This window comes from Alkalilimnicola ehrlichii MLHE-1, from assembly GCF_000014785.1.
Classification (GTDB): Bacteria; Pseudomonadota; Gammaproteobacteria; order Nitrococcales; family Halorhodospiraceae; genus Alkalilimnicola; species Alkalilimnicola ehrlichii.
The window spans coordinates 1,563,361-1,588,017 of sequence record NC_008340.1; the positions used below are offsets into that span (position 1 = coordinate 1,563,361).

A 24,657-nucleotide genomic window follows, 5' to 3' on the forward strand; every position below is an offset into this window, starting at 1 on the left:
TCGTGGGCGCTATCGCCCAATGCCCATTCCGTCCGGGCACTACCAGGCTTCCGCGGCCGCGAGACCGGTGGTCGGCAGCCGCCGTCAGGGGAGGGAAACGTGCTGGAACTGGCCACCATCGCCTTCGCCACCTTTTTCATTACCATCGGTCCGGTGGACGTGGCCTTCGTCTATGCCGCGCTCACCACCCGGCTGAGCCTGGCTCAGCGCCGACGGATGGCCGTGCGGGGCACATTGATCGCCACTCTGATCCTGTTGCCCGTCCTGTTCTTTGGTGAGGCCGCATTGGCCTGGCTGGGGATCTCCTTTCCGGCGCTGCAGACCGCGGGCGGCATCCTGCTATTGCTGATTGGCATCGATATGGTCTTTGCCCGCATGTCCGGTGGCATTTCGACCACGGAGGAGGAGACCCGTGAGGCCCAGGGCCGGGACGATATCTCGGTCTTTCCACTGGCCACCCCGTTGATCGCCGGGCCGGGCGCCATGGGTGCCGCGGTGCTGATGGCCGGACGCGCTGGTGACGACTGGTGGGCCCAGGGGGTGGTGCTGGCGGCCCTGTTGGTGGTGCTGGCACTGATGCTCGTGTGCCTGCTGGTTGCGGTGCAGATTCAGCGGTTCTTGGGCACCACCGGGGCGCATGTGGTCACCCGCGTCTTCGGCGTGTTGCTATGCGCCCTGGCCGTGCAGTTTATTTTCGACGGTCTGGCGGACAGCGGTCTGGTGGGCTGAGGGGGGTGCGTTCACTACGGGTAGCCCGGAGCAGCACGGCATCCATCCAGCGGGTGGAGAGCAGGCGACGGAGCAGCCCGAACAGGTGGGTGGGCACGGTCACGTAATAGCGCGGTCGGGGGCGGCGTGCCTCCAGGGCGTGGATCAGCTTGTCCACCACGGCATCGGCCCGCCGGGTGAAGGGCGTGGCCGCCCCCTCTCCGGCCAGGCGGGCGGCCACGGCCCGGTAGGTTTCGGCGTGGGCGCTGTGTTCGGTATCGATATGGCGTAGGAAGGCCTGATAGGCGTTGTCGCGGAAGCGGCTGGTGATGGGGCCAGGCTCGATCAGACTGACGTGAATACCGCTACCCCGGAGCTCCTGTCGCAGGGCGTCGGTGAGCCCCTCAAGCGCGAACTTGGAGCAGACATAGGCGCCCCGGAAGGGGAGGGCGGCAAAGCCCAGCACGGAACTGTTCTGCACGATGCGTCCGCCGCCCTGGGCCCGCATTACCGGGATGACGCGGCGGGTCAGCTCGTGGGTGCCCAGCACGTTGGTCTCCAGCTGTGCCCGCAGCGCCGCCCGGCTGAGGTCCTCAACGGCGCCCGGCTGGCCATAGGCGCCGTTGTTGAACAGGGCATCCAGGCGGCCGCCGGTACGCTCGAGCGCCGCCGCCAGGCCCTTACGGATTGAGTCATCGTCGTCCAGGTCCAGTTGCTCCGCCTGCAGGCCCTCGCGGCGCAGTCGCGCCACGTCCCCGGCGCGACGGGCGCTCGCCACCACCTGCCAGCCCCGCCGGGCCAATCGGTGGGCAGCGGCATGGCCGATGCCGCTGGAGCAGCCGGTGATGAGAATGCTCGGCCGTATCGCGCTGTTCTCGTCCATGGATTCCTCCCTGTGGCTTCGCCTGTCGCCGCGGTCGCTCACTCCGGCCGCCTCAGCTCCATGTGCAGATCGATGGTATGCAGCAGTTGATGGCGGTCGATCCAACCCAACACGCGGCGCCCCTCCATCACCGGGAGCTGATTGAGGTTGTGCTCGGTGATCAGTTGTAGGACCTGGGCCGCGTCGGTCTCCGGCGTCGCACTGACCAGGGCCTCCGCCGGGGTCATGATGTCGTCGACGCGGGTGGTGGCCCACTGCGCCTGTGGCACCGCCCGGGCATCGGAGAGAGAGACCAGCCCATGGGCGTGCTCGCGATTGCCAACGATATGGGCGCGCTGCCCCCCCGGCAGCACCTGGTGATGGACCCAGTCACTGACGGCTGTCCCGGGCTCGACCTGGGGGATGTCGGGCCGCGCCAGATCGCGGGCCCGCACCCCGGAAAGGCGCTCGCGCAGGTCGAACATTCGCCCCTGGGCCTGGGCCATATTGAACAGGAACCAGGCGATCAGGGTGATCCACAACCCCCCGATTAGGTTGCCCAGCACCAGGATGTTCCACAAGGCCAGGGCAAACAGCCCGTAGGCGACCAGCCGGCCACCCGCCACGGCGGCCTCGATCCCCTTGCGCGCGCTGCCGGTGAACTTCCAGACCGCGGCGCGGAAGACCCGTCCGCCATCCAGCGGGAAGCCGGGGATGAGGTTGAACACGGCCACCACCAGGTTGATCACCGCCAACCAGCCCAGGGCCACGGTCAGCGGCTCAAAAATCCCCGCCGTGATCTGGGCCAGGGCGGCGAAAAGCAGCGCCAGGGCAAAACTGACCGCGGGTCCGGCAATGGCGATCCAGAACTCATCATCGGGGCTGTCGGCATCGCGGCTCATCTGGGCCACCCCGCCGAAGATGAACAGGGTGATGGCCTTGACCGGGACCCCACGACGGATGGCCACCAGGCTGTGGCCGAGTTCGTGGGCGACGATGGAGGCGAAAAAGGTGAGCGACGTGAACAGCGCCGTGAGTATGGCTACCGGCAGCGGCCAATGATCGTAGTGGTGGTGAAACCCGGCACTCATGGTGACCAGAAGCAGGGCAAAGATGACCAGCCAGCTGACGTGCACCTCCAGCCGGATGCCCCGGTAGTACCCCAGCACCAGCACTGATTTGAACATGATCACACTCCCGGCCTCGGCTCCATGCCCCGATCTTACCGCCCGCTGTGCCCGCCTCATAATCTCCGACTATCCTCCAAGGGAGAGACTAAATCGGTATGACTAATGCGATTTCCGATGGGACAAGCGGGTGCTTCAGGAGACGGGGTGCCGAGCTTCGCGGATACGGCCACATTGCGCTGGATGGGGGATATCTCCCCCTACGCGGTGCTGCTGGTGGACGGCGACGGTGCCATCCGGCAGGCGAATGCCAAGGCCGGCACCCTGTTCGGCTACGGGGCCGAGGAGATGGTGGGACTCTCCATCGAAACCCTGGTACCGGAGGGCGATCGCCAGCGTCACGGTGAGTTGCGGGAGACTTACCTGGCCGCGCCCCGGGAGCGGCCGATGGGGGCCGGCCGGGAGTTGCAGGCCCTGCACCGCAGCGGTGAGGTGATCCCGGTGGAGATCGCGCTCGTGCCGGTGGACGTCGCCGGTACCCGGATGGTGATGGTCTCCGCGATTGATCTCAGCGTGCGTAAGGCGCTGGAGGCGCAGCTGCACCATCAGGCCAACCACGATCCACTGACCGGGCTGGTCAACCGCTACCATTTCGAGGAACTGCTCGCGCGGGAGATCGAGCGTGGCCAGCGCTATGGTGGCGGCTTCGCGCTGATCATGCTTGACATTGACCACTTCAAGGCGGTGAATGACACCTACGGCCACCTGGAAGGTGATAAGGTGTTGCGGCGGTTTGCCGAAGAGCTGACCGGCAAGATCCGCGCCGCGGATACGCTGGCGCGCTGGGGTGGGGAGGAGTTCATGCTGCTGCTACCCGGTACCGACATCGCCGGTGCCCGGGCCCTGGCCGAGGCGATCCGGGTGGCGGTCAACGGCTGCCGGATGCCGGTTCCGGGGCAGGTGACCGTCAGCCTCGGCGTCACCGGTTATCGGAACGGGGAATCGGTATGGGGGCTGCTCAAACGGGTTGATGAGGCCTTATATGCCGCCAAGCTGGCAGGACGGGACCAGGTGGTGGTTCTGTGAGGAGGGCCATTGACAGTCGCCGGGCCAAAACGCCTGGAGGCCCTTCGGCCGTTGCTGGCCTTCCTGCGCCGCTACCGGCTCCGGGTGACGGCGGCGGTGGCCGCGCTGCTGGTGGCTGCCGGCAGCGTGCTGACCTTGGGCCAGGCCCTGCGGTTGGTGGTGGACCGGGGCTTCCTCGGCGAGGACCCTGCGGAGCTGAATCGCCTGCTACTGCTGGCCATGACCGTTATCCTGATCATGGCCCTGGCCTCGGCGCTGCGGTACTACTTGGTCTCCTGGATCGGTGAACGGGTGGCGGCGGACCTACGCACGGCCGTGTTTGATCACGTCACCCACCTGGAGCCCGCCTTTTTCGAGTTGAACGGGGTGGGCGAGATTCAGTCCCGCCTGACCACCGACACCAGCGTGCTGCAGACCATCCTGGGCTCGTCCTTTTCGATCGCGGTGCGCAACCTCCTGCTACTCGCGGGGGCCGTGGTCATGCTCTTCATCACCAGCCCTCGCTTGACCGCCTTCGTGCTGTTGAGTCTCCCCCTGGTCCTGATTCCCATCCTCTACTTCGGCCGGCGGGTGCGGCGGCTCTCCCGCGCGAGTCAGGACCGGGTGGCCGATGTGGGCAGCTATGCCGGTGAGACCCTGCACGCCATCCGCACGGTGCAGGCCTTCGGCCATGAGGCTGCCGACCGCAGGCGTTTCCGCCGCCATGTGGATGCGGCCTTCGCCACCGCCGTGCGCCGGGTGCGCCAGCGGGCCTGGCTGGTGGGCATGGCCATGATGCTCGCCTTCACCGCCGTGGGCATCATTCTCTGGCAGGGTGGCCACGACGTTCTCGCCGGGCGTATGAGCGCCGGTGAACTGGCCGCCTTCGTGTTCTATGCCGTGTTGGCGGCCGGGGCCACCGGTGCGGTCTCCGAGGTGGTCGGGGAGCTTTACCGGGCCGCCGGGGCGACGGAACGGCTGACGGAACTGTTGCGCAACCAGCCGCGCATCCGCGCCCCGGCACGGCCGGTGCCGCCGCCACAACCGCTGCGCGGTGCCATCAGCCTGGAGGGTGTCGCTTTCGCCTACCCGGGGCGGCCGCAACAGCGGGTGCTGGACCGGGTGGACCTGAGGGTGGCCGCGGGTGAGCGGGTCGCCCTGGTGGGGCCCTCCGGCGCCGGCAAAAGCACGGTGTTCGCGTTGCTGCTGCGTTTCTACGACCCGATTGAGGGCCGGGTGTGCCTGGATGGCGTGGACCTGAAGGCGATGGATCCGAAGGCAGTGCGCGCTGCGATCGGGCTGGTGGCCCAGGAGCCCACCCTCTTTACCGGGACGGCGTGGGAGAACATCCGCTATGGCCGGGAGGATGCGGACGATGCTGACGTCCGCCGGGCCGCGGAGGCGGCCCATTGCACTGAGTTCCTGCAGCAACTGCCCGAGGGGTTCGATACCCCCCTGGGACCGGGCGGGGTTCAGCTCTCCGGCGGTCAGCGCCAGCGCATCGCCATTGCCCGGGCCATCCTGCGCGACCCGGCGTTACTGCTGCTGGATGAGGCCACCAGTAACCTGGACGCCGACAGCGAGGCGCGCATCCAGTCGGCGCTCGAGGATCTGATGCGCGAGCGGACCAGCCTGGTGATTGCCCACCGCCTGGCCACGGTACAGTCGGCGGACCGTATCGTGGTGATGCAGTCCGGCCGGATCCAGGCGGAGGGCAGCCACCGTCAGTTGCTGCGCGACAGCCCGCTGTACGCGCACCTGGCGGCCCTGCAGTTCGGCAGTGACCCGGATGGAGGGTCTCCAGGGGCTGCACAGCCTGTGGGGTAAGGCGCAGTCAGCGCCACCAGTCGAGCCATTTCCGGCACTCGCGCAGGGCATCGGCATAGAGCGTGTCGCGCTCACAATGGTCCACGCTCCACTCCCGGGACAAGCCATCGCTGGTGACATGCACGGTGGCAAGGCGGGGCCGTTCCGGCCGGCCGTGCAGGGCGGGGAAGGCGAATTGGGGACGTTGGTAGACCCGCCCCTGGGCCACATAGATCGGGTGCATACCGTGCTCGCCGGTGACACAGAGCTGCGCCCCGTCCCGCGTACGCTCGGCGTGGATCGGGTGCCCCTCCCGATTCAGCTCTTCTGCGACGGCCTGGAGCGCCGGGTAGACCGTCTCGTCCAAACAGCGGCGGACCGCCTCCTCGGCCTCATCCAGGACCTCCGCCGCCCGTTGACGGTCCTTGAACCGTTCCCGGCGCAGGAGCCAATGCTGGACCCGGCGCGGCCAGAGCTGTAACCACCGCCCCGGGGCGTGCAAGCCCGCGGCCTCGCCGGGCGGCAGCGCCCGGGCCCGGCGCTCGCGCAGGTAGCGGGATAAGCGGTCCAGCCCCGGCTCCGGCATGGTGCCAATCTCCTCGACCTGGGCGGCATCGGCTCGGAACGCGGTCCATAGGCCCCAGGCCATCAGGAGCAGGACCAGGGACAGGGGCAGGGCAGCGGTGAGCGTGGCCGTTTGCAGGGCCTGCAGGCCGCCGGCCAGCAGCAGCACCGCCGCCGCCGCGCCGGTGAGCAGGCTCCAGAAGAGTTTCAGCAGCAGCGGGGGGTTCGGATTGCCCCCGGAGGAGAGGATATTCATTACCAATGCCCCGGAGTCGGCGGAGGTCACGAAATAGCCGATGATCACCAGCGTCGCCAGCGGGACGGTCAGGGTGGCCAGTGGCATGGCCTCGAGCATGGCGAACAGGGCCTGGGCGACATCGGCCTGAACGATGCTGCCCAACTCGCCGGCCCGCATTTCCTGTTCCAGGGCCGAGACGCCGAACACCGTCATCCAGAGGAAGGTAAAGCCCGTGGGCACCAGTAGGGTACCGAGGATGAACTCGCCCACCGTGCGCCCCCGGGATACCCGCGCAATGAACATGCCGACGAAGGGACACCAGGAGATCCACCAGGCCCAATAGAACAGGGTCCAGCTCGCCTGCCAGCCCTGGCCATGGAACACATCGGTGCGCAGGGTGAGGGCCACCAGCCCCTGCACGTAGTGGCCCACGGCCTGCAACAGGCCGTAGAGCATCATCACCGTCGGGCCCGCGGCGAACACGAACAATAGCAACAGGCTGCCGAGAAAGAGGTTGGCCCGCGAAATGATCCGGATGCCGTTGTTGAGGCCACTGAGCACGGAGAGGGTGGCAATCGCCATGATAAAGACAATCAGCAGGATCTGATTGTGGACGGAGACCGCCATGAGCCCTACGTGAGCCAGACCGGCGTTGACCTGCATCACGCCCAGACCCAGCGAGGTGGCCACGCCGAGCACGGTGCCGACCACCGCCAGGCTGTCCATGAGATCGCCGGCCGGACCGTTGATCCTATGGCCGATCAGCGGGTAGAGGGCGGCGCGCATCGACAGGGGGAGGTCGTGGCGATAGGAGAAAAAGGCGAGCGCCAGGGCCACGATGATGTAAATGGCCCAGGGGTGCAGGCCCCAGTGAAAGAAGGTCAGCCGTAGCGCCTCGTCGGCGGCGGCCGCCGTCCCGCCCTCGCCGTGGGGGGGCTCCAGGTAGTGCAGCAGCGGTTCGGCAACGCCGTAGAAGAGCAGTCCGATGCCCATGCCTGCCGAAAAGAGCATGGCGAACCAGGACAGGTAGGTGTATTCAGGCCGGGAGTCCGGCGGCCCCAGGCGCAGGCGCCGGAACCGGGGATGCAGTAGCACCGCCAGCACGAAGCCGAGCAGCAGGGCCACCACCGTGGTGTAGACCCAGCCGAAGTGCTGGATCAGCATCTGGTGCAACGATTCGAAGCCCCGGCCCAAGGGCTCGGTCCAGAGCGCGCCCCCCATCACCAGGGCCAGAACCACGGCCGCCGCCGGCAGAAAGACCCGCGGGTTCACCGGCGCCCCCGGCGTTGCGAGCATTGCCCGTGGCGGGTGGCCATTGCGGATCCCCTCTGCCGGATCGGCTGCGTCGCGGGGTCACGCGCACGCTGTGTGAGCCCCCGCGTACCGCCCAGCCCTGCTTCAGGACACTATATGACCTTACTGTAGCGGGTTTTGCCGTTGTCGGCATTCAGGTAGGCGTCGAAGGCCATGGCCACGTGGCGCAGCAGCAAACGCCCTCGGGGGAGGACCTGTAACCGGTCGCTCTCGATTCGGACCAAACCATCCGACTCCATCCCCTGCAGCCGTTCCAGGGCGTCGCGGAAGTAGTCCCGGAAGTGGATCTGGTAACGCTCCTCCATCTCCCGGAAGTCCACCCGGGAGTGGCACATGATCTCAGTGATCACGTCGCGGCGCAGTTGATCGTCGGCGCTGAGCTCCACGCCCCGGAAGACCGGCAACCGGCCTTCATCCAGGCGGGCGTAGTAGGCCTCCATATCACGCAGGTTCTGACTGTAGCTCTCGCCCACCTTGCCAATGGAGGTGACCCCCAGGCCCACCAAGTCGCACTCCGCACGGGTAGAGTAGCCCTGGAAATTGCGGTGCAGCGTCCCGGCGCGCTGGGCCTGGGCGAGCTCGTCCTCCGGCAGGGCGAAGTGGTCCATGCCGATGTAGACATAGCCGGCCTCGGTTAGCCGGCGGATGGTCAGCTCCAGGATGGCCAGCTTTTCGTCGGGCCCCGGGAGCTGCTCCTCGCGGATCTGGCGCTGGACTTTGAACAGGTGGGGTAGATGGGCGTAATTGTAGACCGCCAGGCGCTCGGGGCGCAGTTCCAGGGTCTGATCCAGGGTCCGGGAGTAGGTCTCTACGCTCTGCAGCGGCAGCCCATAAATCAGGTCGAGGTTGGTGGAACGGAATCCGCAGCTACGCGCCTTTGCGATCACCCGGGCGGTGGTCTCGTAGGGCTGGATCCGGTTCACGGCCTTTTGCACCGCGGGATCGAAGTCCTGCACCCCCACGCTCATGCGGTTGAAGCCCAGCTTGGCCAGCAGCTCGATCGTGGTCTCCCGCACGGCCCGCGGGTCGATCTCGATAGAGAACTCCCGTTGCGGCCCCCGCTCGAGGGTGAAATAGCGGGAGAGCATGTCCATTACCCGGATGAGATCCTCGTCACTGAGGTAGGTCGGGGTGCCGCCCCCGAAGTGCAGTTGCTCCACCCGCCGGTCGGCGTCGAACAGCTGGCTCTGCAGGGCAACCTCTTTCTCGAGGTAGTCCAGGTAGGTACCGGCGCGGGAGTAGTTACCGGTGATGATCTTGTTGCACGCACAGTAGAAGCAGACGGTGTCGCAGAAGGGGACGTGCACGTACAGCGAAAGCGGCCGCGGGATGGGATCCTCGTTGCTGAGCGCGGCCACCTCGGCATAGGCCTTGTCGTCGAAGCCCTCGTGGAACTGCGGAGCCGTGGGGTAAGAGGTGTACCGGGGGCCGCTGACGTCATACTTGGCCAGGATGGCCGGGTCGAATTGCAGTGTTTGGTCCATGACAAATCGCACAATGCCGAGATTGGGGATGTGTGGCACGGGCACGTCCGATCCGGTGGCCGGGCCAGTGCTAGTAAATTAGGCTCAAAATAAGCGACCGGTCATGGGCTTGTCTTGATTCAGGTCATGAGACGGCCCGAAAACGAAAGTCGGCAGGTATGCCAGGGGGCATACCTGCCGTCGATCAAGATCCACCACCCCACGGGGTGGCGGCGCTCAGCCGTCGTACCGGCGGAAGACCAACGTGGAGTTGGTGCCGCCGAAGCCGAAGCTGTTGGACATGACCGTGTTCAGCTCAACGCCTTCGCGCGGCTCGGTAACGATCGGCATGCCTTCGGCCTCCGGGTCCATGGTCTCGATGTTGATGGAGGGGGCAATGAAGCCCTCCTCGAGCATCGCCAGCGAGTAGATGGCCTCCTGCACTCCGGCCGCCCCAAGCGAGTGGCCGGTCAGCGACTTGGTGGCACTCACCGGGGGCACCTGCTCGCCGAAGACCTCACGCATGGCCTTGAGTTCGGCCAGGTCCCCCACCGGGGTGCTGGTGCCGTGGGCATTGACGTAATCCACCGGCCCCTCCACCGTCTCCAGGGCTTGGCGCATGCACCGGGCCGCCCCCTCGCCGGAGGGCGCCACCATGTCGTGGCCATCGGAGGTGGCGCCGTAACCGACCAGCTCGGCATAGATCTTTGCGCCGCGTGCCAGGGCGTGGTCCAGCGCCTCAATGACCAGCATGCCGCCGCCGCCGGCGATCACAAAGCCGTCGCGGTCGGCATCGTAGGTTCGCGAGGCCTTCTCCGGCGTCTCGTTGTACTTGGTGGACAGCGCCCCCATGCCGTCGAAGAGCATGCTCAGCGACCAGTGCTCCTCCTCGCCACCGCCGGCAAAGATCAGATCCTGCTTGCCCAGCTGGATCTGCTCCATCGCCGAGCCGATGCAATGGGCACTGGTGGCGCAGGCGGAGGTGATGGAGTAGTTCAGGCCCTTGATCCGGAAAGGCGTGGCCAGGCAGGCGGAGACGGTGCTGCCCATGGTGCGGGTGACCCCATAAGGCCCGATCTTGCGCACGCCCCGGTTTTTCAGGGTTTCTGCCGCCTGCACCACATTGGCGGTGGAGGCTCCGCCGGAGCCGGCAATGAGCCCCACCCGGGGGTTTGATATCTCATCGGCGCTCAGGCCAGCGTCGCGCATGGCCTGCTCCATGGCGATGTAGGAAAAGGCGGCCGCATCACCCATGAACCGCAGGGATTTACGCGGAATGTGATCGGAAAGATCGATGTCCACGGACCCCGCGACCTGGCTGCGCAGGCCCACCTCTTCATATTCGGGTTTATACTTGATGCCCGACCGACCGGCCCGCAGGGCCTCGGTGACCGTCTCCCGGTCGTTGCCGATGCAGGAGACGACTCCCATTCCAGTGACGACTACTCGACGCACGGTAGACTCCTCGAACTGAATCAGTGGTGATTGAAATCGAAAACCGGCGGCGGGTTACCCCTGGCTTCTGCTGAGGTCACCCGGATCCTGGAAAAGCCCCACCTTCAGGTCCTTCGCCGTGTAGATCTGCTCGCCGTCCACGGACACCCAGCCATCGGCGATGCCCATCACCAGCCGACGGTTGATCACCCGTTTAAATGCGATCTCGTAAGTCACCTTTTTATGCTCGGGCAGGATCTGCCCAGAGAACTTAACCTCGCCGCAGCCCAGCGCCCGGCCCTTACCGGAGCCGCCGATCCAGCCCAGGTAGAAGCCCACCAGTTGCCAGAGGGCATCCAGACCCAGGCATCCGGGCATGACGGGATCGCCGGGGAAGTGGCAGCGGAAGAACCAGAGATCCGGGTCGAGGTCCAACTCCGCGATCACTTGCCCCTTATCATACGCCCCGCCTTCCTCACTCATTTGGGTGATGCGATGAAACATCAGCATCTGCGGGGCGGGCAGCTGTGGGTTGCCGGGGCCAAAAAGCCTCCCGTGGCCACTCAACAGCAGTTCATCGAAATTATAGCTTTCTTGCCTCGTCATTCTCCCTACCTGTGGTCATGTGGCGGCTGGGTGCATATCGTACGTCATCGGGCAAGAAAGCCATACTACACGTACAAAAAAACCGTGTCCCCCCCTGAGGGGGGAACACGGCTGGCCGCTCGGCGGCGGGTGGTTATCAGCGGCGTTCCTGGATCATGGCCGCCAGTTCATCCCGCAGCTCCGGGTCGGTGTCGAGCGCGGTGGCGATCTCGGAATACTCCGGTACGCTCAGGCCGCGGTTCTCGATCGCTTCGACCATCTCATCGTTGGCCTGCTGTTGCAGGTCCCGGGCCTGGTCTGGGTCCTCGGTGCCCTCCAGGCGTTGCGTGTAGTCCTCCTGGATCTCCGTAATGTCGATGTAGGCATCGGCGAACTGTTCCAGGCTCTGGTCATCGAAGTCGTGCTGGGGGGCACCTGCGCCCATGCCAGGCTGCTCCTGCATGCCGCCTTGCTGCTGCTGATCCATGCCGCCCTGGCGCTGCTGATCCATCCCGCCCTGTTGCTGTTGCTGCTGCTCCATCCCTTGCTGCCGGTCCATGCCTTGGGGATCGTCCTGCATGCCGGTTTGGCCGATGGCCATGCCGGAGGCGAGCAGCAGGGAGGAGAAGAGGGTCAACGTCGGTGCGAGCTTACGAATCGTCATGTGGGCCTCCTGAGGCTTGCGATTGACAATGAATTCGGCCTGAGTTTTGCAAGCTTCCTGCCAACCAGGTGATGAAAACGGAACGGGAGGGTAAGTGACTGAACATAAAGGGACGCGTTTTCAGGGTCTCGTCGGGGCGCCGCCCTGGCGGCTAGGAACCCAGAACGGGGAGGGTGTGTCGTATAGGCACATGTGTCAGAAAGGACAGCACCCATGACGCTGACCCGGTTCGTCAGACGGGCCTACAGCTTGCGACTGGCGCTCATCCTCCAGGTTCTGGTGCCCCTGGCGCTCCTGCTGGCGGCTGCCACCTGGGTGGGCATGAAGGCATTGGAGTCGAGCCTGGAGGAACGCTTGGAGGAGGACGTCCAGCTGATCGCACGGGCAATACGGCTGCCGGTGAGTCATAGCCTCGAGCGGGAGGAGGAGGAAGCCGTGCGCCAGGCGCTGGAATCGGTCTTCACCATCGGCCGTGTCTATGGGGCCTACGTCTATGACCGACGAGGTGAGCAGGTGGCGGCGGTCGGCGCCGTGAAGCCCTCAGCGGCCGAACGCAATCGGCTTCAGGCCCTGGCCGAGGAGGGGCGGGATACCGGGGAGTACGAGTTGATTGAGGGCCGCCAGGTTTACTCCTACTTCATCCCCCTGGTGGATACCGGCGGCCGAATCAGCGGGCTGCTGCAGGTCACGCGGCGGCAGAGCGACTTTGCCGATTACGTCAGTGGCATCCAGCGCCAGGCCGGTCTGGCCGCACTACTGACCACCCTGATCATCGGCGCCCTGGTGCTCGTGGGGCACCGTACCGCCATAGGGCGCCATATGGCGCAGCTCAGCCACAGCATGGCGCAAGTGGAGGCCGGCAATCGAGGCCACCGGGCCCGGGAGCAGGGCCCCCGGGAACTGCGCCAACTCTCCGGGGCTTACAATCAAATGCTCGACAGCATCCAAAGAGCCGAACAGGAATTGCTGGAGCGGCAACGGCGGGAGGCGGAGCTTGAGCGGGCGCTGGCAAGCTCGAAGCGGCTGGCAGCGCTGGGGCGGTTATCAGCCGGTGTGGCCCACGAGCTGGGCACGCCCCTGAGTGTGATCGACGGTCAGAGCCAGCGCGGTTTGCGGGATCCTGATCTATCGCCGCCAGCGTCCAAGGCCTTCCGCCGCATTCGCAGCGAAGTGGATCGCATGAGTCAAATCGTGCAGCAGCTCCTGGACTTTGGCCGGCCATCGAACGGCGAGTGGCGGATGCTGACCGTGCGCGATCTGGTCCAACGCGTCGCGCACACCCAGATGGAGTCGGATCGGGCGCGCGGGGCCCGCATCGATTGGGTCCCGCCGGCCGAGGACGGGTTGATGGTCCGCGGGCACCCGATGCGCCTGGAGCAGGCCCTGACCAACTTGGTTCAGAACGCGATTCACGCGGCCAATGGGGGCTGCGTGCGCATCCGTTGGGGGCGGGTCGGAGACCGGGTGGCCCTGTGGGTCGAGGACGACGGGCCGGGCGTACCCGAGGGGGATCGGGCGCGGCTGTTCGAGCCTTTTTTCACCACCAAGCCGGTTGGCGAGGGGACGGGGCTGGGTTTGGCGGTGGTCCATGGTATTGCACAGGAGCACGGTGGCGACGTGAGGCTGCTCCCCGACAGTGAGCTGGGAGGGGCCTGTTTCCGTCTGTCCCTGCCAGCGGCAGATGAGCAACAGAAGGATGAAGGGTCATCATGAGTCGAACGGATATTGCCTCCCAGAGGATCCTGTTAGTCGAGGATGACCAGGGGCTTCGGGATCTGCTGCACGAGGAGTTCGAAGACAGCGGGGCGCAGGTGCAGGCGGTCGCCGCCGCTGAGCAGGCCGCACCCCTGCTGCTTGCTTGGGAACCGGATCTGGTGGTCAGCGACCTGCGCCTGCCCGGTGCGGATGGCATGGCACTGCTGGCTCAGGCACGCGAGCTGCACGTGCCGCCGGCGTTCCTGATCATTACCGCGTTTGGCAGCATCGACCAGGCGGTGGAGGCGCTAAAGGCGGGGGCCGACGAGTTTCTCACCAAACCCCTCGACCTGGAGCACCTGATGCTCTGTGTCAACCGACTCCTGGACACCCGGCGGCTACGGGGCGAAGTGCAGCGCTTCCGGAAGCTTCTGGATGAGCCGGAGTTCCACGGCATGGTTGGGAACAGTCGCGCAATGCGGGTGCTCTGTGACCAGATCAAGCGGCTGGCCCGGGGCACGGGACCGGTGCTCATCCTGGGCGAGAGCGGCTCCGGCAAGGAATTGGTCGCGCGGGCGATCCATCAGGAGAGCGAGCGCGCAGCCGCCCCCTTCCAGGCCGTAAACTGTGCGGGTATCCCCTCGGAGTTGCTCGAGAGCGAGTTCTTCGGCCACGAGGCCGGTGCCTTCACCGGTGCCCAGCGGGCACACAAGGGGCTGTTCCGACAGGCGGACGGCGGCACCCTGTTCCTGGATGAGATCGGCGAGATGCCCCTGGCGTTGCAGGCCAAGCTCCTCCGGGTGCTGCAGGATGGGGTGATCCGGCCGGTTGGGGGGCAAAGGGACTATGCGGTGGACGTGCGGGTGGTCTGCGCCACCCACCGGGATATCGAGGAGCGGGTGGCGGAGGGCAGCTTCCGCGAGGACCTCTTTTACCGCCTGGAGACCTTTACCCTTCAAGTGCCCCCGTTGCGCGACCGTGAAGGCGATGCGGAGTTGTTGGCCATGCGCTTTCTCAGCCGCTTCGCTGCCCGTTTGGGGCGCGAGGAGATCACCGGTTTCAGCGGCGAGGCGCTCCAGCGACTGCGCGCCTACGATTATCCGGGCAACATCCGGGAGCTGGAAAACGCCGTGGAGCGTGCCGTCACCTTCTGCGACGGCAGTGAAATCCGCACCGAGCACCTGCCCGCCCGGATGCGGGCGGCGGGGCCCGCCGGCGTGCGGACCGGCGAGGGTGATGGCGCGCCGGGCGTCACCGGGGAGCACATCCTGCAGCAACTGGTTTCAGGAGGACCGGTCCTGCCCACGCTGCAGGAGTTGGAGCGCCGGTACATCGACTACGTCCTGGCGCAGGTGGATGGCAATAAACGGCGTGCCGCGGCCATCCTGGACATCGGTCGCCGCACCCTGTACCGGCGGCTGGAGACCGGGGATTAAAGCCGTTTGCAGTGTTTCGCACCGGGTGTATGCTCGGCGTAAGGCGCTGGCTCATCGGGGAGAGGGAATGGCCGCCACCTGGTATAAAGGGCTACTGTGCAGTCTGTTGCTGGCGATAGGCGCCGTCATCGCGGGGCCGGCGCCGGCTGCCGCGGACGACGAGGCGGAGTATAGGGAGCAGCGCGAACGCTTCCAGGAGGCCTGGAAGCGTTTGGTCAGCGGCCGGGAGGTGGACCTGGCGGCGGTGACATCCCGGCTGGGTGACTACCCGCTGGTACCCTACCTGCATTACCGCGATTTGCGTAATCGGCTCGACAACGCCCGGGCGGCGGAGGTACAGGCGTACCTGGACCGTTACGATCTCCCGGTCAACGGCTTCCTGCGCCGGGCCTGGCTCCATCAGCGTGCCGACGCCGGTGACTGGCAGGGCTTTATTGCCGCCTACGACCCCGGCCAGACCGATACCGCCCTCGAATGCCACTATCTCGAGGCCCAGGCCCGAACCATCGGCCTGGACACCCATTGGCTGGACGAGGCCCGGGCATTATGGACCGTGGGCCATTCCCAGCCCGATACCTGTGACCCGGTCTTTGACCGCCTCTACGAGCGGGGCGTGCTGCGCTCGGACGACGCCTGGGCGCGGATCGACAAAGCCATGGAGAATGGCGAGCTCGGGCTCGCCCGCTTCATCGCCCGACGGCTATTGTCGGGCGATGAGCGGGCCCTGTTCGACGCCTGGGCGCGGCTTCACGAGCAGCCGGAACGGCTGCTCGACGACCCGACGATCCCATCGGGCGGCGAACGCGGCCGGACCATCCTCGCCCATGCCCTGACCCGCCTGGGGATCCGTGACCCCGACGAGGGTTGGGCGGCGCTGCAGCAGGTGGCGGAGGAGGGCCCCCTGAGCCAGGAGCGGGTGCATGAGCTGGCCCGGCATATCGCGCTGCGCGCCGCCTACGGCCACCGGGACTCCGCTGCCGACTACCTGGATCGCTTGCCAGCGGCCGCCGTCGACGATGAGGTCCGCCTCTGGCGGGCGCGGGTGGCCTTGGGCCGGGAGGATTGGCGGGGCCTGCAACGGGCGATCGCCGATCTCCCCGCCGAGGAAGGGGCGCGGGACACGTGGCGCTACTGGGATGCGCGGGCGGACCTCGCCCTGGGACGGCTGCAGGAAGGCCAACAGGCCCTCGCTGAACTTGCCGAACGTCGCAGCTATTACGGTTTTCTCGCCGCTGACCACGGCCTGCACGACTACCCCCTACCGCGCCGGGGCACGAGGCAGCCGGCGGCCAGCCTGGCGGCCATTGAGGCGCTGGCCGACCACCCGGGCCTGAAGCGTGCCCACGAGTTCTTCCGGCTGGGTATGTGGCCGGAGGCGCGCCGGGAGTGGCGCGAGGCGCTGACCCGGCTCCCGCCCCCGGAGCAGGAGGCGGCTGCCGAGCTGGCCCACCGCTGGGGGTGGCACGACCGGGCCATTTTCACCGCCCACCAGGCCGGGCTGCACGATGCGGTCGACCTGCGTTTCCCCACCCCGTTCCGGGATCGGGTCGAGTACCACGCGCGCGAGGCCGGCCTCGACCCCGCCTTTGTCTTCGCCATCATCCGCAAGGAGAGCGCCTTCATGCAGGATGCCCGGTCGCACGCCGGCGCCCTGGGCCTGATGCAGGTGATGCCGGCCACCGGGCGCGCCGTATCCCGGCGCCAGGGGCGGGCCTTGCCGTCCACCTATAGCCTGCTCGACCCGGAGGTGAGCCTGAGGGTGGGTACCGCCTATCTGGCAGAGATGCTGGCGCGTTATGACGGCAACCCGGTGCTGGCGGCGGCGGCTTACAACGCCGGTCCGCGCCACGTGGACCGCTGGTTCGAGGCTGCACCGGACGCCAGTCCCGATGTCTGGGTGGAGCGGATCACCTTCCGGGAGACCCGCGGCTACGTCAAGGATGTGCTGGCCTGGACCAGTATCTTCTCCTGGCAACTGGGCCGGGAGCCGGTACGGGTTGCCAGCATGATGCGTGGTGGGGCGCTGTTTGCGGAACTCGACGACGAAGGGTGAGGACCGAGCGCCTGATCGTTGCGGGGATCGCCGGCACCGGCTCAGTAGGCGTAGGCCGCCTCTAGCATCTGGATGTCAAAGCCGTCGTTGTCGCTATGTAGACCGGCGTTGGAGGTGTGCTGGAGACGGTAGGTGAGACTGAAGCCGGGGCTGGCCTGCCACCTCAGTGCCAAGTGGGAGGTGAACTGGAAGGGGCCGCCGAGGGCCCGCGAGCCGAGCCGGCGCCCGGAGATCAGCGTGGGTGCAGTGCCCAGCCCCAGGGCCAGCGGCAGGTCCCGGTGGCCGATCCAGAGGCCGGGTCCGGCACTGAGCTTGTAAAGGCGGTCGCCCTGGTAACTGACCCTGGCCAACTGCACCCCGCCGTAAGCCAGAACGGTCCACCCGGAGGCCGTCTCCATCAACGACCGTTGCCAGGGTCGCCAGTGCAGGCCGAAATAGCGGGCGCCGGATGCCCCCCCAAGCCCGCCACCCGCGCGCACACCCAGTTCCCCGGGATCGGCCGTCTGGGCGGTGGCGTCTCCGCTGACAAAGATCAGGGCCGCGGCCAGCAGGCCGGCGGCGACGGTGCCCCGAAACGGCGCCCTGTAGCGCGTGTGAATCGCTCTCATAGGCTGGTGCGGTATCGTCTTATTGGTGGGTGAACACCGGCAGTTGCAGGTGCCAGCGGATGGCCGCCAGGCGCAGCAGCAGGGCCGCGAGCAGGCCGGACCAGATGGCCAGGGCGGTTGGCGCGGGCGTCAGCCCCACCCCGACATAGACCCCGGCGCCAAACAGTGCGGCGGTGGCATAGATCTCCTTTTGCAGGATCAGCGGTATCTCGCCGCACAGCAGGTCGCGGATCATGCCGCCGAAACAGCCGGTCATCACCCCGGTGACCAGGGCGATCACCGGTGAGAAGCCGAGGCTGAGGGCCTTTTCGGCGCCGATCACGGTGAACGTGGCCAGACCCAGGGCATCGGCCTTCACCAACAGCCCATGGGGGATCCGCTCCAGCCGTGCCAAGACCACGGTGATCAGCGCGGCGGTGCTGGCGACGATGATGTAGACCGGGTCGACCACCCAGAACACCGGGGTGGCACCCAGGGTGGCGTCACGTAGGGTGCCGCCGCCCACGGCGGTGACCAGTCCGAGGACGATGACCCCGAACAGGTCCAGGTTCTTGCGACCCGCCGCCAAGGCGCCGGAGATGGCAAACACGGCCGTGCCGAACAGGTCCAGCCAATAGATGTAGCCAACGTCCATCAGGATGCTCCCGGTTGCGCGGGCGTCAGCGTGACGCGCCCGGGAGGGTGTCGAGCCACCCCTGTAGACTGCGCTGAAGGCCGGCCTCGTCCAGGCCCACCTCGGCGAGCAGTTCCGCCGGAGTGCCGTGGTCAACGAAACGGTCCGGCAGGCCGAGGTGGCGCACCGGGACGTCCAGACCGGCCCGGGCCAGGTACTCGCTCACCCCGCTGCCGGCACCACCCGCCACCGCGTTCTCCTCCACGGTCACCAGCAGGTCGTGGGTGTCCGCCAGCTCACGGATCAGGGCCTCGTCAAGGGGCCGTACGAAGCGCATATCGGCCACGGTGAGGTCCAGGGCCTCGGCCACCGCCAATGCCGGTACCACGAGGGTGCCGAAGGCCAGCACCGCGATCCGCCGCCCGCGGCGACGACAAACACCCTTGCCAATGGCCAGCGGGTCCAGGTCCGCTTCCGGGAGTGCCGCGCCGGGGCCGGACCCGCGGGGGTAGCGCACCGCGAAGGGACCGTCGTGGTGGTAGCCGGTGCTCAGCAACCGCCAGCACTCCGCCTCGTCGGAGGGGGCGGCAATGGTCATATTGGGCACGCAGCGCAGGTAAGAGAGGTCGAAGCTGCCGTGGTGGGTGGGGCCGTCGGCGCCCACCAGGCCGGCCCGGTCCACCGCGAACAGCACCGGCAGGTTCTGCAGGGCCACGTCGTGGACCAACTGGTCGTAACCCCGCTGCAGGAAGGTGGAGTAGATCGCCAACACCGGTTTCACCGACTCGCAGGCCAGGCCTGCCGCCAGCGTGACCGCGTGCTGCTCGGCGATGCCCACGTCGTGGTAGCGCTCGGGAAAGCGCCGGGCGTACTCGACCATGCCGGAGCCCTCGCGCATGGCGGGGGTGATGGCCACCAGCCGCGGGTCCTGTTCCGCCATGGCGCAGAGCCAACGTCCGAAGACCTGGTTGTAGGCCAGCGAGCCCCCGGATTTCTTCGGCAGCCCCTGCTCGGGATCGAACTGCCCGACCCCGTGGTAGGCGATGGGGTCCTGCTCCGCCGGCCGGTAACCCTTGCCCTTGCAGGTGACCACATGCAACAGGCGCGGCCCCCGTTGATGGGCCAGGTTGCCGAGCACCTCCACCAGGGCGTCCACGTTGTGGCCGTCCACCGGCCCGAAATACTGAAACCCTAACTCCTCGAACAGCGTGCCGGGGACCACCATCCCTTTGAGGTGCTCCTCGGTGCGCCGGGCCAGTTCATGGACCGGCGGCGGCAGGCGGCGCAGCACCTCCTTACTGCCGGAGCGCAACTGGTGGTACCAGCGGCCCGACAGGATCCGAGTCAGGTGCTGGGAGAGGGCGCCCACGTTCTCGGAAATGGACATCTCGTTGTCGTTGAGCACCACTAGCAGGTCCGCGCCCGCATCGCCGGCGTGGTTCATCGCCTCGAAGGCCTCGCCGGCGGTCATCCCGCCGTCACCGATGATGGCCACCGCCTTGCGCTGCTCCCCGGCCTGCCGCGCGGCCAGCGCCATGCCCAGGGCGGCGCTGATCGAGGTGCTGGAGTGGCCGACCCCGAAGGTGTCGTAGGGGCTCTCGGCGCGCTTGGGGAAACCCGCCAGGCCGCCGTATTTGCGGATGGTGCCCAGGCGCTCGCGGCGCCCGGTGAGGATCTTGTGCGGGTAGCACTGGTGGCCCACATCCCAGACCAGACGGTCCTCGGGGGTATTGAAGACGTAGTGCAGGGCCAGGGTCAGCTCCACGGCACCGAGTCCGGCCGCCAAGTGCCCGCCGCTACGGGCCACGCTGTGCAGCAGGTAGTGGCGCAACTCTTTGGCCAGCGCCGGCAGGCGGTGGGCCGGCAGGGTGCGCAGGGCCTCAGGGTCGGGTACCTGGGCCAGCAGCGGGTAGTCGTCTATGGAAACGCTCATTTGTCGTTATTTCCCGGGTGTAGTCGGGCGAATACCTGGTGGATCTGCCGGGCGGCCCGCGGGTCCTGTTCGGAGACCACCCGGCCACGCACGGAAATCCCCGCGCGGTGGACGCTCTCCGGATCGCCGGAGACCAGCGGATGCCAGTCGGCCAGGCCCCGCCCCTCGGCCAGGCGCCGGTACGCACAGGTCTCTGGCAACCATTTCCAGCTTCGCGCCCCCTCCGGCGTCAGCTGGGTGCAGTCCGGAACGAACTGTCGACGATCCGGGTAACGGGTACAGCGGCAGCTTTGGGTGTCCAGCAGCTTACAGGCCACGGGGGTGGCGATGACTGCCCCGGTGTCCTCGTCCTCGAAACTGTGCAGGCAGCAACGCCCGCAGCCATCGCACAGCGCTTCCCACTGTGCCTGGCTCATTTCCTCCAAAGGGAGATGCTCCCAGAACGGGCGCTCGGCTCCAGTCATAGCGGGCCATCATACAAAGGCCGGCCCCCTTCAGGCCAGCGTGGCGGGTACGCGGGCGTCATCTTGCGGCCCGGCGCCGGGTTTCGGGCAGATTACAGAACTCTAACGCGGGTGTCAGTCTTGGGACAGCACCCGGTTCGTACAAGCGAACGGAACCTCCGCAAGGCGCTTGAGGTGGGGGTCAGGCCCGAGATCCTGCAGCCGATTTTCCCGCGGGTCTGCTCCGCTTGAGCAGCACCGAGTTACCGATCACCGAGAGTGAACTCGCCGTCATGGCAATGACGCCGATCATCGGGTGGAGCAGGCCGATGGCGGCGATAGGGATGGCGGCGAGGTTGTAACCCCAGGCCCAGAATAGGTTCTGCACGATCTTGCGGAAGGTCAGCCGGGAGAGTTCCACGGCCTCGACCACCTTGGTGAGTTCGCCGCTGACCAGCGTAACGTCGGCCGCTTCGATGGCGACATCCGCCCCGGCGCCGATGGCGATGCCCACGTTGGCCTGCTTGAGCGCCGGGGCGTCGTTGATGCCGTCGCCCACCATGGCCACGTGTTCGCCGTAGCGTGCCTGGAGTTGCCGGATGGCATCCACCTTGCCCTCGGGCAGCACACCGGCCTGCACCTCGTCCAGCCCCACCTGCTCGGCGACCGCTTGGGCCGTGCGCTCGTTGTCGCCGGTGACCATGACGCAGACAATGCCGAGCCCATGCAGGGCCTCAATCGCTGCGGCTGAGTCGTCCTTGATGGTGTCGGCCACCGCCACGACGCCGGCCGGCCGATCGCCGATGGCCACCAGCATTGCGGTCTTGCCCGCGCCCTCGAGTGCGGTGAGCGGCTCCTCTAACGCGCTGATCGCCACGCCGTGCTCGGTGAGCAGGCGGCGGCTGCCGACCAGCACCCGCTCGCCGTCAAGCTGCGCCTCCACACCGCGGGCGGTGTGGGAATTGAAGCCGGTAGCGCTGCCAATGGACAGCCCGCGCGCCTTCGCGCCCTGGACGATTGCGTCCGCCAGCGGGTGGGCGGAGCCCGCTTCCACGGCCGCCGCCGCAACGAGCACCTGTTTCTCAGTGAACCCCTGCGCCGGCAGGGCATCGGTCAGGGCCGGCTCGCCTTTGGTGATGGTGCCGGTCTTGTCCAAGACAATGGCCTTGATGTCCTTGAGGCTCTGGATCGCCGAGCCGGAGCGGATCAACACCCCCCTTTCGGCCCCCATCCCCGAGCCCACCATCAGCGCCGTGGGGGTCGCCAAGCCCAGGGCGCAGGGGCAGGCGATGACCAGCACCGCAATGGCGGCGAGCATGGCCAGGATGATCGGCGGTTGGCCCGAATCCACCCAGGGCAGGAAGCCCTCGCCCCAGACGAGAATGGGGGAGAGCGGGCCGCTGAAAAACAGCCAGGCGATGAACGCGCCCCCCGCGATCACCAGCACTGCCGGCACGAAGCGGGCGGTGATGCGGTCGGCCAGTTCCTGCACCGGTACCCGCGAGCCCTGGGCCTCTTCCACGAGCCGGATGACTTGCGCCAGGAAGGTGTCCTTGCCCACCCGGGTGGCACGCACCTTGAGCAACCCCTGCTGGTTGATGGTGGCACCGAGCACGGTGGCCCCGGCCGCCTTCTCCACCGGCACGGATTCGCCGGTGGCAATGGACTCGTCCACGGTGCTCTCACCCTCGAGCACCACACCGTCTGTGGGTACTTTCTCGCCAGGGCGCACAATCATCACATCGCCCGCATTGAGCTGCTTGACCGGCACCTCCACTTCCTCGCCATCGCGCTCCACGCGGGCGGTCTTCGCGCCCATGTCCAGCAACTTCCGTATGGCCGAGGAGGCCTGCCCCTTGGCGCGGTACTCCAGATAGCGCCCCAGCATGTGGAAGGCCATGATCGTGGCCGCCATCTCGATGAACGAGGTCATCGGGTAGACAAACCCCACCAGACCGATGAAGTAGGGCGGCAGACTGCCCATGGAGATGAGCACGTCCATGTTCAGTTGCCCGGACTTCAGCGACCGCCACGCCGAGCGGTGGGTGGCCGCCCCGCCGGCCAGAAAAACCACGGGGAAAGCCAGCACCGCGATGAGGACGAGATACCCCGGGATGGGTTGCCAGAACATGTGGGGCATCATCAGAGTCATGATGAGGGTGGTGGGTACGGCGGCAATCCACAGTCGCTTCCATGCCTGGCTCAGGTAGGCTTCCTCGATTTCCGCATCGTCCGCGGCATCGCTGCTGCCCTCCTCGCTGACCGAGGCGACGTCGTAGCCGGCGTCCTCTACTGCCCGGCGGATGCGGCTGCTGTCCAGCTTGTCGGTCTCGTAGCGGACCTGCACACGGTGCGCGGCGATGTTGGTGGTGACGTCCACCACCCCGTCGAGCTTCCGCAGGGACGTGGCAATGATTCCTGCGCAGTGGTCGCTGCCCATGCCGGGGACCGTCACTCGAAGCTCGCTGTTATCCATGGTGTAATCGCCTGTTCAACGGTGTTCGGGTAGACCGCGCTCATTCCCCCAGATCCTGCTTTCGCTGCAGGTACTCCTCTCTGTCGATCTCGCCGCGCGCGTAACGTTGCTTGAGGATGTCCGGGGCATCAGACGCCTGCGGCTTGTCCGACCGCGAGTCGCCAGGGCCGCCCAGCCAGCGGATCAGCAGCACGATTAGGGCGATAACCCCACCCCAGAAGATGATCATCATCAGACCGCCGAACAGCATGTGACCCCAGCCCGATGCGGGATGCCAGAAGCCAGGGTGGTCCACGAATCGTTGAGCGAGCGCGGGGGATGCCATCGGCGCGGTCGCCAGAAATGCGATGAGTGCGATCATGCGGTGTTTCATCCCACTTCCTCCTGTCAGTGAGCAATTTGCCGGCGGACCAGCCATACAATCAGCGGCGGGAGCAGGATCCATTGCATCACCGGCAGGACTCCGGTCCCCAGTATCGGCAACACAGGCATGTGGTCAGCATAAGCCCACCGCTGTGCGATCTCCGTGGCGTGCCATTCCAATACAAAGGTAACGAGCAGCCCCGCAGCGATGAACACAGTGAGTTGTCGTGCTGCCGGGCGGCAAACCCACCAGCGGTTGCGCCATACTGCTGCGACCAGCCAGAAGCTGGACAACGCGATCAGCGCGTCGCCGCCAGTCGCTCGCGTGCAGAAGAGGATCGCATCCCAGTGATTCGCCTCCGCCATCGATTGGAAAAATGGAACCTGCAGAAACTCCCATGGGTAGTTCAGCAGAAAGGCGAACAGCAGCACATTCAACTCCGGCTGCCGCGTGATGCGGTCCGCCAGGCCAGTGGCGTTCAGCCGGTGGTCCTTAGTGTTGCCTCCCACCATGGCCTCCGTGGCGGTACATGTCGCCCCGCCGTTCGCCCATGCCTTCACGCATCCGCTCTCGCTGCTCGTCGGTGAGTATGTCCTGCATGTCGTTCCGCAGGCGGATGCGGTCGACCATCATGTCGCCGTGGAGGTCCGCCATGCGGTCGTGCAGTTCACGGACGGCATCGGGGTCAGGGCGCTCTGCACCCAGGAGGGCCTGCATCTCTTCGCGCAGGTCCATCATCTCGGCCATGCGGCGGAACTGCTTGTGACGGTGCTCGCTGCGGCGCTCGCGCAGTTGAGCTTGCTGGTCTTCATCCAGATCCAACCCGCGCATCATGCCCACACCGCCGTGCATGCCCATACCACCCTGGCCACCGCCATGCATACCGCGACTCATCGTGCCCTGCATGCCGCCGGACGCGCCGCCCATCATCGGGCAGTCCTGCATCATGCCCATGCCACCGCCCTGTATGCCTTGAGCGCCGTGGCCGCCGCCCATCATGCCTTGCATGCCCTGAGCGCCGGCGATGCCGACAACGCCTGCCCCAACGAGCAGGACCAGACCGAGTGCTGCCTTGTAACCGCGATTCATCGTCATTTTGAGCTCTCCTGAAGCGTGCGCTTCAACGGGTGGTGTGGACGCCGAAGGGCGTCGTTACGTCCTGGTTGAGTGGCAATACTGTCGGCGGCCGGGGAGTGCTGACAGCAA

The 24,657-nt window shown here is 66.9% G+C and carries 20 protein-coding genes and 1 pseudogene; 6 read left to right on the forward strand and 15 right to left on the reverse strand.

Annotated features, from left to right (window positions below):
• The first annotated feature begins 99 nt into the window (after nucleotides 1-99).
• A complete protein-coding gene (locus MLG_RS06985; protein ID WP_011629110.1) occupies nucleotides 100-729 on the forward strand; it encodes a MarC family protein in 630 nt (209 codons plus the stop codon).
• Here the strand turns inward: MLG_RS06985 and MLG_RS06990 are convergent.
• Both MLG_RS06990 and MLG_RS06995 read right to left on the reverse strand, forming a co-directional pair.
• Complete coding sequence (locus MLG_RS06990) at nucleotides 689-1,591, reverse strand: SDR family oxidoreductase (RefSeq protein ID WP_011629111.1); 903 nt, start codon at nucleotides 1,589-1,591, stop codon at nucleotides 689-691. The two genes, MLG_RS06985 and MLG_RS06990, sit on opposite strands and share 41 nt — an antisense overlap.
• Before the next feature lie 38 nt (nucleotides 1,592-1,629).
• The gene (locus MLG_RS06995; RefSeq protein WP_041717956.1) at nucleotides 1,630-2,757 is read right to left on the reverse strand and encodes a site-2 protease family protein; all 1,128 of its coding nucleotides are present in this window, start codon (nucleotides 2,755-2,757) and stop codon (nucleotides 1,630-1,632) included.
• A gap of 147 nt (nucleotides 2,758-2,904) precedes the next feature.
• Between MLG_RS06995 and MLG_RS07000 the strand changes: the two genes are divergently transcribed.
• Both MLG_RS07000 and MLG_RS07005 read left to right on the forward strand, forming a co-directional pair.
• Nucleotides 2,905-3,783: a GGDEF domain-containing protein gene (locus tag MLG_RS07000; protein WP_049753535.1), complete on the forward strand. Its 879-nt coding sequence runs from the start codon at nucleotides 2,905-2,907 to the stop codon at nucleotides 3,781-3,783.
• A gap of 9 nt (nucleotides 3,784-3,792) precedes the next feature.
• The gene (locus tag MLG_RS07005; RefSeq protein WP_011629114.1) at nucleotides 3,793-5,589 is read left to right on the forward strand and encodes an ABC transporter transmembrane domain-containing protein; all 1,797 of its coding nucleotides are present in this window, start codon (nucleotides 3,793-3,795) and stop codon (nucleotides 5,587-5,589) included.
• 7 nt (nucleotides 5,590-5,596) lie between these two features.
• On the opposite strand, the gene MLG_RS07010 is transcribed toward MLG_RS07005, so the two are convergent.
• The 5 genes from MLG_RS07010 to MLG_RS14800 form a co-directional block, all read right to left on the reverse strand.
• Complete coding sequence (locus MLG_RS07010) at nucleotides 5,597-7,642, reverse strand: BCCT family transporter (protein ID WP_232209294.1); 2,046 nt, start codon at nucleotides 7,640-7,642, stop codon at nucleotides 5,597-5,599.
• 134 nt (nucleotides 7,643-7,776) lie between these two features.
• Nucleotides 7,777-9,168: an oxygen-independent coproporphyrinogen III oxidase gene (hemN, locus tag MLG_RS07015; RefSeq protein WP_041718404.1), complete on the reverse strand. Its 1,392-nt coding sequence runs from the start codon at nucleotides 9,166-9,168 to the stop codon at nucleotides 7,777-7,779.
• Nucleotides 9,169-9,384: 216 nt separating this feature from the next.
• Entirely contained in the window at nucleotides 9,385-10,602 is a 1,218-nt protein-coding gene (gene fabB, locus MLG_RS07020) for a beta-ketoacyl-ACP synthase I (RefSeq protein WP_011629117.1), read from the reverse strand.
• A 54-nt stretch (nucleotides 10,603-10,656) separates the two neighbouring features.
• Nucleotides 10,657-11,187, reverse strand: coding sequence for a bifunctional 3-hydroxydecanoyl-ACP dehydratase/trans-2-decenoyl-ACP isomerase (gene fabA / locus MLG_RS07025; RefSeq protein ID WP_011629118.1), 531 nt, complete (start codon nucleotides 11,185-11,187; stop codon nucleotides 10,657-10,659).
• Between the two features lie 136 nt (nucleotides 11,188-11,323).
• Nucleotides 11,324-11,830: a DUF4168 domain-containing protein gene (locus MLG_RS14800; protein ID WP_011629119.1), complete on the reverse strand. Its 507-nt coding sequence runs from the start codon at nucleotides 11,828-11,830 to the stop codon at nucleotides 11,324-11,326.
• A gap of 213 nt (nucleotides 11,831-12,043) precedes the next feature.
• On the opposite strand from MLG_RS14800, the gene MLG_RS07035 reads away from it, so the two are divergent.
• From MLG_RS07035 to MLG_RS07045, 3 genes are all read left to right on the forward strand, one after another.
• The gene (locus MLG_RS07035) at nucleotides 12,044-13,543 is read left to right on the forward strand and encodes a sensor histidine kinase (RefSeq protein ID WP_011629120.1); all 1,500 of its coding nucleotides are present in this window, start codon (nucleotides 12,044-12,046) and stop codon (nucleotides 13,541-13,543) included.
• Nucleotides 13,540-14,961, forward strand: coding sequence for a sigma-54-dependent transcriptional regulator (locus tag MLG_RS07040; RefSeq protein ID WP_011629121.1), 1,422 nt, complete (start codon nucleotides 13,540-13,542; stop codon nucleotides 14,959-14,961). Before MLG_RS07035 ends, MLG_RS07040 begins: the two co-directional genes overlap by 4 nt.
• A gap of 67 nt (nucleotides 14,962-15,028) precedes the next feature.
• Nucleotides 15,029-17,014: a transglycosylase SLT domain-containing protein gene (locus tag MLG_RS07045; protein WP_011629122.1), complete on the forward strand. Its 1,986-nt coding sequence runs from the start codon at nucleotides 15,029-15,031 to the stop codon at nucleotides 17,012-17,014.
• 41 nt (nucleotides 17,015-17,055) lie between these two features.
• Here the strand turns inward: MLG_RS07045 and MLG_RS14805 are convergent, their stop codons facing one another.
• From MLG_RS14805 to MLG_RS07085, 8 genes and pseudogenes are all read right to left on the reverse strand, one after another.
• Nucleotides 17,056-17,622, reverse strand: a complete 567-nt coding sequence (locus MLG_RS14805; protein WP_011629123.1) for an acyloxyacyl hydrolase — start codon at nucleotides 17,620-17,622, stop codon at nucleotides 17,056-17,058.
• Nucleotides 17,623-17,641: 19 nt separating this feature from the next.
• The gene (locus MLG_RS07055; protein WP_011629124.1) at nucleotides 17,642-18,256 is read right to left on the reverse strand and encodes a trimeric intracellular cation channel family protein; all 615 of its coding nucleotides are present in this window, start codon (nucleotides 18,254-18,256) and stop codon (nucleotides 17,642-17,644) included.
• Between the two features lie 25 nt (nucleotides 18,257-18,281).
• Nucleotides 18,282-20,168, reverse strand: coding sequence for a 1-deoxy-D-xylulose-5-phosphate synthase (gene dxs, locus MLG_RS07060; protein ID WP_011629125.1), 1,887 nt, complete (start codon nucleotides 20,166-20,168; stop codon nucleotides 18,282-18,284).
• Entirely contained in the window at nucleotides 20,165-20,632 is a 468-nt protein-coding gene (locus tag MLG_RS07065; protein ID WP_011629126.1) for a YcgN family cysteine cluster protein, read from the reverse strand. Before MLG_RS07065 ends, dxs begins: the two co-directional genes overlap by 4 nt.
• Nucleotides 20,633-20,813: 181 nt before the next feature.
• Nucleotides 20,814-23,069 (reverse strand): annotated as a pseudogene (locus tag MLG_RS07070) (heavy metal translocating P-type ATPase); the annotation flags it as partial.
• A gap of 58 nt (nucleotides 23,070-23,127) precedes the next feature.
• A complete protein-coding gene (locus tag MLG_RS07075; protein WP_232209295.1) occupies nucleotides 23,128-23,460 on the reverse strand; it encodes an SHOCT domain-containing protein in 333 nt (110 codons plus the stop codon).
• A 14-nt stretch (nucleotides 23,461-23,474) separates the two neighbouring features.
• Complete coding sequence (locus tag MLG_RS07080; RefSeq protein ID WP_011629129.1) at nucleotides 23,475-23,963, reverse strand: hypothetical protein; 489 nt, start codon at nucleotides 23,961-23,963, stop codon at nucleotides 23,475-23,477.
• Nucleotides 23,944-24,546, reverse strand: coding sequence for a Spy/CpxP family protein refolding chaperone (locus MLG_RS07085; protein ID WP_011629130.1), 603 nt, complete (start codon nucleotides 24,544-24,546; stop codon nucleotides 23,944-23,946). The genes MLG_RS07080 and MLG_RS07085 overlap by 20 nt, the downstream gene beginning before the upstream one ends.
• Nucleotides 24,547-24,657: the final 111 nt, after the last annotated feature.